Source organism: Spiroplasma endosymbiont of Clivina fossor, assembly GCF_964031115.1.
Taxonomy (GTDB): Bacteria; Bacillota_I; Bacilli_A; order Mycoplasmatales; family Nriv7; genus Nriv7.
The window spans coordinates 1,616,318-1,628,653 of sequence record NZ_OZ035006.1; the positions used below are offsets into that span (position 1 = coordinate 1,616,318).

The 12,336-nt window shown below is 24.5% G+C and carries 20 protein-coding genes and 3 pseudogenes; 11 read left to right on the forward strand and 12 right to left on the reverse strand.

Translation table 4 applies throughout. The features are described from left to right. Window positions 1-131: 131 nt before the first annotated feature. From AAHM82_RS09790 to AAHM82_RS09815, 6 genes are all read right to left on the reverse strand, one after another. Complete coding sequence (locus AAHM82_RS09790) at window positions 132-353, reverse strand: hypothetical protein (protein WP_342263464.1); 222 nt, start codon at window positions 351-353, stop codon at window positions 132-134. A 2-nt stretch (window positions 354-355) separates the two neighbouring features. Further along, the gene (locus tag AAHM82_RS09795) at window positions 356-682 is read right to left on the reverse strand and encodes a hypothetical protein (RefSeq protein WP_342263463.1); all 327 of its coding nucleotides are present in this window, start codon (window positions 680-682) and stop codon (window positions 356-358) included. Window positions 683-1,526: 844 nt separating this feature from the next. After that, the gene (locus tag AAHM82_RS09800; protein ID WP_342263811.1) at window positions 1,527-2,180 is read right to left on the reverse strand and encodes a hypothetical protein; all 654 of its coding nucleotides are present in this window, start codon (window positions 2,178-2,180) and stop codon (window positions 1,527-1,529) included. Between the two features lie 167 nt (window positions 2,181-2,347). Beyond that, on the reverse strand, window positions 2,348-2,650 hold the full coding sequence (locus AAHM82_RS09805) for a hypothetical protein (RefSeq protein WP_342263812.1): 303 nt from the start codon (window positions 2,648-2,650) through the stop codon (window positions 2,348-2,350). Between the two features lie 129 nt (window positions 2,651-2,779). Next, on the reverse strand, window positions 2,780-3,025 hold the full coding sequence (locus tag AAHM82_RS09810) for a hypothetical protein (RefSeq protein WP_342263813.1): 246 nt from the start codon (window positions 3,023-3,025) through the stop codon (window positions 2,780-2,782). After that, a complete protein-coding gene (locus AAHM82_RS09815; protein ID WP_342263814.1) occupies window positions 3,025-3,258 on the reverse strand; it encodes a hypothetical protein in 234 nt (77 codons plus the stop codon). The genes AAHM82_RS09810 and AAHM82_RS09815 overlap by 1 nt, the downstream gene beginning before the upstream one ends. A 304-nt stretch (window positions 3,259-3,562) precedes the next feature. On the opposite strand from AAHM82_RS09815, the gene AAHM82_RS14480 reads away from it, so the two are divergent. The 7 genes and pseudogenes from AAHM82_RS14480 to AAHM82_RS09850 all read left to right on the forward strand — a co-directional run bounded on the left by AAHM82_RS14480 (window position 3,563) and on the right by AAHM82_RS09850 (window position 7,727). Then, window positions 3,563-4,003, forward strand: a complete 441-nt coding sequence (locus AAHM82_RS14480; RefSeq protein ID WP_342263396.1) for a transposase family protein — start codon at window positions 3,563-3,565, stop codon at window positions 4,001-4,003. Next, window positions 4,000-4,392, forward strand: coding sequence for a transposase family protein (locus AAHM82_RS14485; protein ID WP_342264845.1), 393 nt, complete (start codon window positions 4,000-4,002; stop codon window positions 4,390-4,392). The genes AAHM82_RS14480 and AAHM82_RS14485 overlap by 4 nt, the downstream gene beginning before the upstream one ends. Window positions 4,393-5,261: 869 nt before the next feature. After that, entirely contained in the window at window positions 5,262-5,426 is a 165-nt protein-coding gene (locus AAHM82_RS09825) for a hypothetical protein (protein WP_342263815.1), read from the forward strand. After that, a pseudogene (locus tag AAHM82_RS14490) lies at window positions 5,386-6,520 on the forward strand (IS256 family transposase). Before AAHM82_RS09825 ends, AAHM82_RS14490 begins: the two are co-directional and overlap by 41 nt. 253 nt (window positions 6,521-6,773) lie before the next feature. Next, complete coding sequence (locus AAHM82_RS09840; protein ID WP_342263818.1) at window positions 6,774-7,103, forward strand: hypothetical protein; 330 nt, start codon at window positions 6,774-6,776, stop codon at window positions 7,101-7,103. Between the two features lie 163 nt (window positions 7,104-7,266). Next, window positions 7,267-7,443: a hypothetical protein gene (locus AAHM82_RS09845; protein ID WP_342263819.1), complete on the forward strand. Its 177-nt coding sequence runs from the start codon at window positions 7,267-7,269 to the stop codon at window positions 7,441-7,443. 29 nt (window positions 7,444-7,472) lie between these two features. Continuing rightward, window positions 7,473-7,727 carry a hypothetical protein gene (locus AAHM82_RS09850; RefSeq protein WP_339023816.1) on the forward strand — a complete coding sequence of 85 codons (255 nt, stop codon included), beginning with the start codon at window positions 7,473-7,475 and terminating at the stop codon, window positions 7,725-7,727. 70 nt (window positions 7,728-7,797) lie between these two features. Here the strand turns inward: AAHM82_RS09850 and AAHM82_RS09855 are convergent. The 3 genes and pseudogenes from AAHM82_RS09855 to AAHM82_RS09870 all read right to left on the reverse strand — a co-directional run. Further along, window positions 7,798-8,307, reverse strand: a pseudogene (locus AAHM82_RS09855) (IS256 family transposase); the annotation flags it as partial. A 71-nt stretch (window positions 8,308-8,378) separates the two neighbouring features. Further along, window positions 8,379-9,265, reverse strand: a pseudogene (locus AAHM82_RS14495) (IS256 family transposase); the annotation flags it as partial. 21 nt (window positions 9,266-9,286) lie between these two features. Next, window positions 9,287-9,505 (reverse strand): transposase family protein, encoded by a 219-nt coding sequence (locus AAHM82_RS09870; protein ID WP_342264874.1) that lies wholly within the window; start codon window positions 9,503-9,505, stop codon window positions 9,287-9,289. Window positions 9,506-9,563: 58 nt separating this feature from the next. Here AAHM82_RS09870 and AAHM82_RS09875 point away from each other — a divergent pair, with 58 nt between their 5' ends. The 4 genes from AAHM82_RS09875 to AAHM82_RS09885 all read left to right on the forward strand — a co-directional run bounded on the left by AAHM82_RS09875 (window position 9,564) and on the right by AAHM82_RS09885 (window position 11,594). Next, a complete protein-coding gene (locus tag AAHM82_RS09875) occupies window positions 9,564-10,409 on the forward strand; it encodes an IS1/IS1595 family N-terminal zinc-binding domain-containing protein (RefSeq protein ID WP_342263822.1) in 846 nt (281 codons plus the stop codon). 65 nt (window positions 10,410-10,474) lie between these two features. Further along, window positions 10,475-10,915: a helix-turn-helix domain-containing protein gene (locus AAHM82_RS14500; RefSeq protein ID WP_425288976.1), complete on the forward strand. Its 441-nt coding sequence runs from the start codon at window positions 10,475-10,477 to the stop codon at window positions 10,913-10,915. Beyond that, entirely contained in the window at window positions 10,912-11,304 is a 393-nt protein-coding gene (locus AAHM82_RS14505; RefSeq protein WP_342264845.1) for a transposase family protein, read from the forward strand. Before AAHM82_RS14500 ends, AAHM82_RS14505 begins: the two co-directional genes overlap by 4 nt. 158 nt (window positions 11,305-11,462) lie before the next feature. Then, the gene (locus AAHM82_RS09885; RefSeq protein WP_342263824.1) at window positions 11,463-11,594 is read left to right on the forward strand and encodes a hypothetical protein; all 132 of its coding nucleotides are present in this window, start codon (window positions 11,463-11,465) and stop codon (window positions 11,592-11,594) included. Window positions 11,595-11,688: 94 nt separating this feature from the next. Here AAHM82_RS09885 and AAHM82_RS14510 read toward each other — a convergent pair whose 3' ends face one another. From AAHM82_RS14510 to AAHM82_RS09895, 3 genes are read right to left on the reverse strand one after another with little or no spacing between them, the layout of a single operon-like run. Then, entirely contained in the window at window positions 11,689-11,934 is a 246-nt protein-coding gene (locus tag AAHM82_RS14510; protein ID WP_425289021.1) for a transposase family protein, read from the reverse strand. A 2-nt stretch (window positions 11,935-11,936) separates the two neighbouring features. Then, window positions 11,937-12,170 carry a transposase family protein gene (locus tag AAHM82_RS09890; RefSeq protein WP_342263825.1) on the reverse strand — a complete coding sequence of 78 codons (234 nt, stop codon included), beginning with the start codon at window positions 12,168-12,170 and terminating at the stop codon, window positions 11,937-11,939. 9 nt (window positions 12,171-12,179) lie between these two features. Beyond that, window positions 12,180-12,329, reverse strand: coding sequence for a hypothetical protein (locus AAHM82_RS09895; protein WP_342263826.1), 150 nt, complete (start codon window positions 12,327-12,329; stop codon window positions 12,180-12,182). Window positions 12,330-12,336: the final 7 nt, after the last annotated feature.

Below are 12,336 nucleotides of genomic sequence, written 5' to 3' on the forward strand. Positions count from 1 at the left end.
ATACATAATTGAAATTAAGGCGAAAAGAAAAGTAATGATAATAATTAATCCGGCAATAAACGCAACTTGTGCAGGCATTTTTTCTATCGGAACAAACAGTTCTAAGAATTCCATGATAATTTTTCAAAACATTATTTTTTATCCGCGTTATTGTTTTTTGAATTAGGAGCTTTAACTCATTCTTCAAAGCGAGCAATAAATACTTTTTCGTCTTTTGTAAAATTACCAGTATTACTTTTAATGGCATTTTTATATTTAATTCGCATTTTTATTTTGGCATAAATTTTATAAGCAAAATATGCCAATAGCATTATGCAAATGATAATAAATATTATTCCAATCGCAATATTCATTTTTAAACTCCTTTAAAATAGTTATAATTTATATCTTTTTTGTTGTTTTCTTTTTCGGCAATGAAGAAGCCTAATAATTCTTGGCCTTTAATTAACTTGGTTTCTTGCTCTTGTTGATTAATTGAAATTACTTGATATTTACTATCTTTTATTATTCCGATGCAAATTGAATTTTCATATTTTCCTTTATAAACAAATCGCTTTGGAAACCAAATACCGATTTGTTCACTAAATCACGGAATTTTTGGGGCTTTAATAAGCATTGCGTTTTGTGTTTCTTTTAAGAGATATTTCTTAGTATTTAAGAAAATGTTTTCAATGTTTTTCATAATAAATTACCTCTCTTATAAATAAACTAAGTTATATTAACTAAGTTGTTAGTTAACTTAGTTTTTTAAACACTTATATATCGCAGATTTAAGTGTTTAACAAACTTTGTTACTGAATTTTGTTTTTTAATTAGATAAAGATTTTAATAATTTTAAACTTAGCATACCCCTATATAGAAATTTTTACACTTTAACATCCGCATCCTACCCTTGGAACTAATTTAATAGCGTGTATATTTTTAGGAAATCCACCCATTCATTTTTTTATTGCAAAACGAAACAAATTGCTATAGTTAATAGGATGTTATCTATTAACTGGTAAACTTCTTTTGGTTATGGCGACCACCCACAATTTATCGTGCTTTAATACATACCAACATTATTAATTCACTTGTATTTAATTTTCAAAGAACAAATTTTTAACATCTTATAAAATAAAAAGACAATCATTGCTGACTGTCTTAATACTTATTCAAATCTTTTCCCACCTAACAAAACTTTATGCGTCCATACATTATGGTCGCGTTTAGTTTTCTTAGGTATTTTTTTAAAAAAGAAAAAATAATCATTTACTATAAATTATTTCAATATGCAAATTAAGTATATATTTCTTATGTATGATTTTTTTTTATTTTATCAAGAGTTTTCGACAAAATTAAAATAAAAAATTATTTTAATGTTGTTTTTATAAGCATTTTACTTAGTTTCTATAGAATTTTATTGAGATTATGTTTGTTAATATTAAATATTTTGTTTTATTACTTATTTTTCAAATAAAACGATAATTAAATTGTAGTTACTTTTCTTTCAAAATTAATCAAATATTTTTCCACCTAACAAAACTTTACGCGTCCGCGTGCATTTCGTCAATGAAATCATAAATGTAATATTTTTTATCAACCGGAAAATTTGTTGTAGTAATAATTTTGGCATCCATTTGCAAAAGACCAATTTCGGAGACTTCATAACGCTTAAAATGGCGTTTTGTTTGTTTGATTTGTTGTTTTAATTCTTTTCAACGAGGGTCGGATTTAATTCAGCGATAAAAAGTTTTAATGTTTTTAGGAACTTCTGAATTTTTGACATCGTGAAAACTCATTTTTAAATTGTTAAATAAAGACCACATTCCACCGGCTTGAATATTTCTATAATCAAAATATAAATCACATACTTTTTCACGAGAATTTAAACTATACTGATAACTAATTTTGTTAGGTTTTGTATATTTAAAAATTAAACTATTAAAATCATCACTTTGATAAGCAGTAAGAATTTTATTAGCTCATTGATAAAATGTATTTCGTGTACCGTGAAAATGCTTTTTTACTAATTTATTTAAAGTTATTGGTTCTAAATAAAATTGATTACATAAATTCAAATAACTAATAACTCGTTTTTTAGTTTTGTAATAGTGTTTGTGGTTATAAATTGTTGTTAATCAACTCTGGATTTTTGCTTTTAAATCTGCTAAATCAGCTTGGGAAATAATATATTTCATTTTTAAACTCCTTAAATTAAGAAAATCGTATTACAAAAAATACGATTTTTAATAATATTTATTAAATTACTAATTTTTATTAGGCATTTCGGCAGAGAATGAGGTAATTATATAACCGGCACGCCTATCATACCTGTCTAAAGCTGAAGTTTTTAAAATTGTAATCTTTACATTAACAATTTTATCAATATAATATTTATCATATTCACCATTAACATTAATAATTCTAGTCATATTTTTTTATAAAAATTAAAAACATAACCTGACATACTACCACGTTCAGGAATTGTAAGAGCAGAAACATCTTGAGGCAAATCATCTAATTTATCATCAGTATTTCAAACAAAACCAAGAGCAGGTCATTTAAAAATATAACTATTTTGAATACTAGCAAACTCCAACTTACAACCATTATCACATTGACTAGGATTTGTGGCTCGTTTTTCTCGCTTTATAAAAGATTGTTCCATACTAGGTTTTGGTGGTTGTTTTGTATCAAAGAAGGCACCTAGAGGGACTAAACCAATAAAAGCGATAACTTTTTTATATTATAACCACGACATAAATTTATACATATCTATTTGTCCTTTCTTTTGCGTTTAACTTCTTAAAATAAAGTATATTGTTGATAAAATGCCAATTGTTCCAAGAATAATAAAAATTGGATGTTGAGAAAATAACCTAATCATTGGTTTAAATAATTGTAAAAATTCACTGTTAGTCACAATAACTTTATTAAAATATTCCAACCCTTCATTTACAAAACGCCATAAACCAAGAAATTCATCAAAAGCAAAGATAGAAAAAACGGTAATTAAAAGAAAAATTATAACTAGTTTAAACATTATTTCTCACCTCACTCTTTAACAGATTTGTTAGTTCTTGCCTTTCTATAACTTTCTTTGGCTTGCATTCCAATACCTAAAATAGCAACAAAGACAAAGTTAGCAATTAAAGAGATTAAAGGAATAATGATAATCCGAATTCCGGTGCCAGGAATAGTCATACTTCAAATTAAATCAAAAACTTTATAAATAAAATCAGCAAAGAATGATGCCATTTTTTCTAAATTTGCCATAATTAAGTATCCTTTCTTAGATTAAAATAATATGATAGTTAATTCCCTTGCTAGTAGCGAGAATTTTGAAAGAAGATAATTGCAATGATAATTACAATAACAACTAAAGATGTTTTCCTAAAACTTTTAAGGGCGTTGGGAAAACATAGATAAAGTAGTATAAAATTTCTTAGTAGCATTTTTTATCGTTTTAATTCATCTAATTTACAAACTTTTTAGAAAATAAACAAATATAATAGACTTCTTGCAAAATTAATTTAAAATATAATTGAATTGTTGTTTTTAATAAAAAGGTGGAATTTAAATGAAATTTAAAAAAAATAATCAAATAAGTGATAAAAATTTTTTAAGATTAACTGGTATTAAACATACTACTTTTAATAAAATGCTAGAAATTTTAAAAATAGAAGAATTAAAAAAGAGATTTCGTCGCGGAAGAACCAATAAATTATCATTAGAAAATCGTATTTTAATGACTTTAGAATATTGAAGAGAATATAGAACTTATTTTCATATTGCAAAAAGTTATGATATTAGTGAAAGTAGTTGTTATAGAAATATCAAATGAATTGAAGACACTTTAATAAAACACCCTAATTTTCAACAACTTACTGGTCAAAAATCACTATTAAAAGATTATTTCAAAGATAAGACTGTTATAATTGATGTAACTGAAAGCCAAATCCAACGCCCAAAAAAAGACAAAAACAGCACTACTCAGGAAAAAAGAAAAAACACACAATAAAAACACAAGTTATAATTGAAAAAGATAGTAAAAAAATTATTAGTTCTGATTTTTCTTATGGTAAAAACCATGACTTTAAAATTTTAAAAGATTCAAAAATTAAATTTTTACCAGAAACAACTGTTTTAGTGGATTTAGGTTATCAAGGCATACAAAAAATTAATCATAATGTTTTAATTCCTAAAAGAAAATCAAAGAAAAACCCTTTAAATAAAGAAGAAAAGCAAAATAATGAGCGAATTTCAAAAATGAGAATTGTTATTGAAAATGTTTTTGCTATACTTAAAAAATTTAAAATTATTAGTGAAAAATATCGAAATCGTAGAAAAAGATTTGCTTTAAGATTTAATTTAATAGCTTCAATTTATAATTTACAACTATTAGTTTAAATATATTTGATAATTTAAAATTTCAGTCTTTTTTTATTGTAAATAATAATTTTTATTATGTTTTAATGACAAAATATTTGTAAAAATAATCTAAAAATTATTTTAATAACACTTTTATATTTATTTTAAATTTAAAAATTATAATTATCATATTAATTTTGCAAGAAGTCTAATATAAACCATTATTCTCGCTACTAGCAAAGGAATTAATTCTTATCTTTCAAATTACTTTTTAGTAATTTCATAATACGACTAAATTTTTCCATTTTAAGGTATTTTAGTATTTCTAAATCAACTTCGGTAGTTTTATAAAATTTATCTTCATAAGTGTCAACAACAATGCGATTAGCAATAGGGCGTAAAAAAGATAAATACTTGTTGTCATAACACTCTAAGACGAACATTGGAATTTTTAATTTAAAAAAGTAGATATCTAATTCCGGAATATTACGATATTTAGTTTTACGACCTTTTTTATTATTTTTAGCATCAATTAAACTCGTGCGTCAGCGTTCATATTCTTCTACAGATTTAAAAGTGCCATAGACAACTTTTAGGTAAGGGCGAAAAATATTAACTGATTTCTTAGTAATACCAACAATAACCGAATTAGCAATATCTCTGACTTTAACCCAAATATGTTCAGGTCGTTGTCCACTCGCTAGAACAATATGACCAAAATGTCTAACTAGAGCAAAATATTCTTGGACGCATAAAGTTTTCTTAGGTGGGAAAAGATTTGAATAAATATTAAGACAGTCAGCAATGATTGTCTTTTTATTTTATAAGGTGTTAAAAATTTGTTCTTTGAAAATTAAATACAAGTGAATTAATAATGTTGGTATGTATTAAAGCACGATAAATTGTGGGTGGTCGCCATAACCGAAAGAAGTTTACCAGTTAATAGAAAACACCCTTATATTAAGGGCCTGTCCAAAATTCTGTGTCTCGATAATTCATTCTGAATTATACTTAAACGAAGGAGAACAGAAAATGACAAAAAAAATAAAAAAAGAACCTGACGCAATTGATAAAGTTGTTGATTATTTTTTAGAAAATATTGATAATCCACAAGATTTATTTAAAGGCAATACTATTTTTCAGGAATTTACCAAAAAATTAACTGAACGAATGTTAAATACGGAAATTAAAGATTATCTTGAAACTGATGAGAATCATAATAAAAGAAATGGCAACACACAAAAAACCATTATTACTAAAAATGGTTCAATCGCAATTGATGTACCAAGAGATCGAAATAGTACTTTTGAACCAGTAATTATTCCGAAAAGACAAAGAAGATTTGATAACTTTGATCAAAAAGTAATTTCTTTATATGCAAGAGGAATGACAATTTCTGATATCAAAGCACAATTGCAAGAATTCTATCACGGAGCAGAAATTTCAGAAAGTTTAATTAGTCAAATAACTGATGATGTTATTGAAGAAGTTAAAATGTGACAAACTAAACCTTTAGAGAAGATTTATCCGATTGTTTATTTTGATTGTATTGTTGTTAAAGTAAAGCAAGATAAACGAATAATAAATAAAGCAGTTTATCTTGCTTTAGGAATTAATTTAGATGGTTTAAAAGATATTTTAGGAATGTGAATTAGTGAAAATGAGGGAGCCAAATTTTGACTTAATAAATCTTACGGAAATGAAAAATCGTGGGTTACAAGATATTCTTGTTGCTTGTAGTGATAATTTAACTGGGATGTCTGATGCAATAGAAGCTGTTTTCCCAAAAACACAGCATCAATTATGCATTGTTCATCAAATTCGCAATAGTTTAAAATTTGTTCCTTACAAAGATCGCAAACTTGTAGCTAATGATTTAAAATCAATTTATACAGCAATTAATGAAGAAATAGCGTTAATTGCTTTAGATCATTTTTCTGAAAAATGAAATAAAAAGTATCCACAAATTACTAAATCATGAAAAAATAACTGAAATAATTTAATAATTTTTCTTGAATATCCTCAGGAATTTAGAAGAATTATTTACACAACTAATGCGATTGAATCTGTTAATAGTCAATTAAGAAAAGTCATTAAGAATAAAAAGATTTTTTGTAGAAACCATATACATATGACAAGATTTTGGTTTTTACAAGTTTGCTGTTAAATTGATAAATAAATAGGAGCTCATTTATTTATTACAAGAAATATAAGGTTAAATTAATATTTATTATTTTTAGTTATGCCTTGTATTTTTTTGTGCCTTGATAGTAATAAACTAAGTTAATTAGTAAACGAAGTTTACTAACAAATTTTGTTAAACATAAATGTTTAAAAAAATAAATATTTAACTTAGTTAGATAACTAAGCTAAATATAACTTAGTTTAATATAACTAAATATTGTAAGGATGGTATGTATATGAGAAATATTGAAAATATTTTTTTAAATACTGAAAAATATCTTTTAAAAGAAACACAAAATGCAGTACTTATTAAAGCACCGGCAATTCCGTGATTGTATGAATCTACTGGTATTTGGTTTTCGAAACGATTTGTTTATAAAGGAAAATATGAGAATTCTATTTGTATAGGAATAATTAGAGATGGTGAATGTCGGTTAGTTTTTATTAATGATAAAGGTCAAGAGTCTAGTTTGATTTTAGGTCATGAGTTGTTAGGTTTTTTTGTTGCTGAAAAAGAATATGATAAAAAGGTTGTAAGTTTTGATTATTTTAAAAATTCATTTTAAAAATGTTTTACGGTGTTTTAAGAATAGGGGTAAATAAAAAAATATTTTAGTTAGTTTTTATGGTGTTTAAACGGTGCGGAAAGCGTATGCTCCGCCCGTTAATTATCTATGTTAGTTGAGTTATTTAACTAAGTTATTGCAATTTTTTTGAGGAGTTTTAGAAATGAAAATGTGAGTTAATGTGGATGAGTCTGGCAAAGATTATTGTCAAGAGTTTATATATTCTATTAATAAAAAAACTGGATTAGAACAAAAAATTTGAGCGTCTAAATCTGCAGTTAAATCTGTTAGAACTGATTTAGTCGGTGATAATTGACTTTGTGTTGATATTGCATATTAAAAGATTAAAAAATTAAGGAGAAAAGAAACATGAGTATATTTGGATTAGTATTTTTTACGATTTTAACATTATTACTAGCATATTATATTGCAGTTAATATTTATCGGTTTTTTAAAGATAAAAAGAAATATGGTAGTGAAGCAAAACAGCTACCAAAAGATTTTACTTATTCACAACGAATATTTATTGCGAAATTTAAGAAAAATTTATTAGAACAAGATGAAAAAAAATTAACAAATAAAAAAATATTTAGAATATTTTTAAAAGTACATAGATATGACTAAATTTAACTATAATTAATCGAATTAAGAGCACAAAAAGGGGGACTGTACAATTAACTGTGTCTTTAAGTAATTAACTTAAATTCACTCTGTCCTCAAATTTTATCATTAAATGTGAAATTGCACTACCCCAATTTTGAATTGGCATCGTTCATTTCTTAACCATATTTTGAAATGCTAAATAAAATATTTTAAAAACTGATGCGTCATTAGGAAAAATCTTTTTATTCTTAATGACTTTTCTTAGTTGACTATTAACAGATTCAATCGCATTAGTTGTGTAAATAATCCTTCTAAATTCTTGAGGATATTCAAGAAAAATTATTAAATTATTTCAGTTATTTTTTCATGATTTAGTAATTTGTGGATACTTTTTATTTCATTTTTCTGAAAAATGATTTAAAGCAACTAGCGCTATTTCTTCATTAATTGCTGTATAAATTGATTTTAAATCATTAGCTACAAGTTTGCGTTCTTTGTAAGGGACAAATTTTAAACTATTACGAATTTGATGAACGATGCATAATTGATGCTGTGTTTTTGGGAACACAGCTTCTATTGCATCAGACATTCCAGTTAAATTATGAGGCCTGTCCAAAATTTTCTGTTCTCCTTCTTTTAAGTATAATTCAGAATGAATTATCGAGACACAGAATTTTGGACAGGCTCTCTTAATTGACTATTAACAGATTCAATCGCATTAGTTGTGTAAATAATTCTTCTAAATTCCTGAGGATATTCAAGAAAAATTATTAAATTATTTCAGTTATTTTTTCATGATTTAGTAATTTGTGGATACTTTTTATTTCATTTTTCTGAAAAATGATCTAAAGCAATTAACGCTATTTCTTCATTAATTGCTGTATAAATTGATTTTAAATCATTAGCTACAAGTTTGCGATCTTTGTAAGGAACAAATTTTAAACTATTGCGAATTTGATGAACAATGCATAATTGATGCTGTGTTTTTGGGAAAACAGCTTCTATTGTATCAGACATCCCAGTTAAATTATCACTACAAGCAACAAGAATATCTTGTAACCCACGATTTTTCATTTCCGTAAGATTATTAAGTCAAAATTTGGCTCCGCTCCCTCATTCTCACTAATTCACATTCCTAAAATATCTTTTAAACCATCTAAATTAATTCCTAAGGCAAGATAAACTGCTTTATTTATTATTCGTTTATCTTGCTTTACTTTAACAACAATACAATCAAAATAAACAATCGGATAAATCTTCTCTAAAGGTTTAGTTTGTCACATTTTAACTTCTTCAATAACATCATCAGTTATTTGACTAATTAAACTTTCTGAAATTTCTGCTCCGTGATAGAATTCTTGCAATTGTGCTTTGATATCAGAAATTGTCATTCCTCTTGCATATAAAGAAATTACTTTTTGATCAAAGTTATCAAATCTTCTTTGTCTTTTCGGAATAATTACTGGTTCAAAAGTACTATTTCGATCTCTTGGTACATCAATTGCGATTGAACCATTTTTAGTAATAATGGTTTTTTGTGTGTTGCCATTTCTTTTATTAGACTTGGTACATAACTATAACTAGCTTAATTCAAAATTATATATTCCTGAAATTAAGTTAAATCGTAATCCAAATCTTCTAATCTTATTGCGATAACGATAAACTAGTATTTTAAATCTTTTTAATCTAGCAAAAACATGTTCAATGACAATTCTAACTTTACTTAAAAAGCTATTATATTCCTTTTTATCTGGATTTAAAGGATTATTTTTTTTAATTTTGTCGAAAACTCTTGATATTTATTGAATATACTTAATTTTAGGTATATTTTTAATATGATAGAGGTGGCTAATAATTATGGAAAAAATAATTCAAGAACTAGTAAATACTTTAACAGATGATCAATTTTTAGAATTTTATGAAAAAGTCAAACAACAAGCAGAATTAATAAAAAAACAAAAACGTTTAAATGAAATTGATCAAAAATTTAGAGCGCAAGGTATTAAATGCCCTAAATGTGAATCTTACCATTGCGTTAAAAATGGACATAATTCAGAAGGAAAACAAAAATATTTATGTAAAAATTGCCGTGCAAGTTTTGACGCTTTTCGTAATCATTTTATTTATTGAAGTCATTTAAATTATGAACAATGAAATTTATTGATTCAAATTTCATTGCTGGGGCAATCTAGTAAAACAATTTCTCGTTTTATTAAAACTACATTAAAAACTGCTTGATATAATCGTCAAAAATTAATGAAATCAAAACAATTAGAAAATACCCAATTAAAATTTAAAAAATTATCTGGTAAAATCCAAATCGATGAAACATTTATTAAAGAAATCCATAAAGGAAATTTCAAATATAAAACTGATCCACGAAGAATTCACCTTGACCCATTCGCAACTAATACTAAATGCTGTATTCAAATGGCAATTGATAATAATAACAATATTTATGTTAAATCCACAAACACCAAACGTTTACAAAAACAATGAGTTATTGAAAATATGAACAAAGAATTAATTAACGAAAATTCAATTATTACTTCTGATATGCAAAAATTATATTTTTTAGTAGCAAAACAAACAAATTCTACTTTATGTGTAACTAAAACAACAATTAATCCTGAAGCTAGTTATCGTAACTTAAATAAAATCAGTAAATTACAATCTAGTCTTAAAGAAGCCTTAATTCATTAGACTTCTTGCAAAATTAATTTAAAATATAATTGAATTGTTGTTTTTAATAAAAAGGTGGAATTTAAATGAAATTTAAAAAAAATAATCAAATAAGTGATAAAAATTTTTTAAAATTAACTGGTATTAAACATACTACTTTTAATAAAATGCTAGAAATTTTAAAAATAGAAGAATTAAAAAAGAGATTTCGTCGCGGAAGAACCAATAAATTATCATTAGAAAATCGTATTTTAATGACTTTAGAATATTGAAGAGAATATAGAACTTATTTTCATATTGCAAAAAGTTATGATATTAGTGAAAGTAGTTGTTATAGAAATATCAAATGAATTGAAGACACTTTAATAAAACACCCTAATTTTCAACAACTTACTGGTCAAAAATCACTATTAAAAGATTATTTCAAAGATAAGACTGTTATAATTGATGTAACTGAAAGCCAAATCCAACGCCCAAAAAAAGACAAAAACAGCACTACTCAGGAAAAAAGAAAAAACACACAATAAAAACACAAGTTATAATTGAAAAAGATAGTAAAAAAATTATTAGTTCTGATTTTTCTTATGGTAAAAACCATGACTTTAAAATTTTAAAAGATTCAAAAATTAAATTTTTACCAGAAACAACTGTTTTAGTGGATTTAGGTTATCAAGGCATACAAAAAATTAATCATAATGTTTTAATTCCTAAAAGAAAATCAAAGAAAAACCCTTTAAATAAAGAAGAAAAGCAAAATAATGAGCGAATTTCAAAAATGAGAATTGTTATTGAAAATGTTTTTGCTATACTTAAAAAATTTAAAATTATTAGTGAAAAATATCGAAATCGTAGAAAAAGATTTGCTTTAAGATTTAATTTAATAGCTTCAATTTATAATTTACAACTATTAGTTTAAATATATTTGATAATTTAAAATTTCAGTCTTTTTTTATTGTAAATAATAATTTTTATTATGTTTTAATGACAAAATATTTGTAAAAATAATCTAAAAATTATTTTAATAACACTTTTATATTTATTTTAAATTTAAAAATTATAATTATCATATTAATTTTGCAAGAAGTCTATTATCATGGTTTAGGTTTTACTAATATTCAAAATTATTTAAATCTCTGAAAATGAAAATACCAACATAAGGGTTTAACTCCCAACCAACAAACAGCGGTATTATATTTTAATATATAAAAAAGTTAAAGTAAAAATAGTAATTTTACATAAAAGCCTTTTAAAATTATCAAGTTGATGATTTTTTTTATTTTATCAAGAGTTTTCGACAAAATTAAAAATTATTTTTACTCTTTTTAATTGGCAATAATGTATTTTTATGAACATTTTGCAAACCTTGATATCCTGAATCGGCAATTAATTCTAATTTTGGATTTATAAGTGTATTTGATTTTAAAAATAACTTATAATCATGAGTACTGCCATAACAAAAATCTACTGAAATAATTTTATTGTTAAATAAATCAATAATTATTTGCGATTTTAATGAATGTTGCCTTTTCTTACCAGAAAATAATAATTTTAGTTTTTTTTAATTCTTTCAATTGGAATTTTTGTAGCATCAATTGCTAATAAATTATTAGTAGTACCCTTATTTTCTAATAATATCTTTTTGCCAGGTATATGAAAGTGACTATTTTTTATTAGAGTATTTTCAACTCAAAAGATATTACGAATACAACTAACATGACTAATATTATATTTTTTTGCAATAATACGATATGTACTATATTCTTTTCAGTATTCTAAAGTCATAAGTAATCTTTACTCTATTGATAATTTATTTGGTCTACCACCAATTTGTTTTTGTTTAGCTTCACCTTCTTTTAAAATTTCTACCATTTTCATGAAAGTTTTATATTTTATGCCTATTAAACTATAAAATTCGTTTTCGTCTTTGTATTTATCTAACATTTGTACT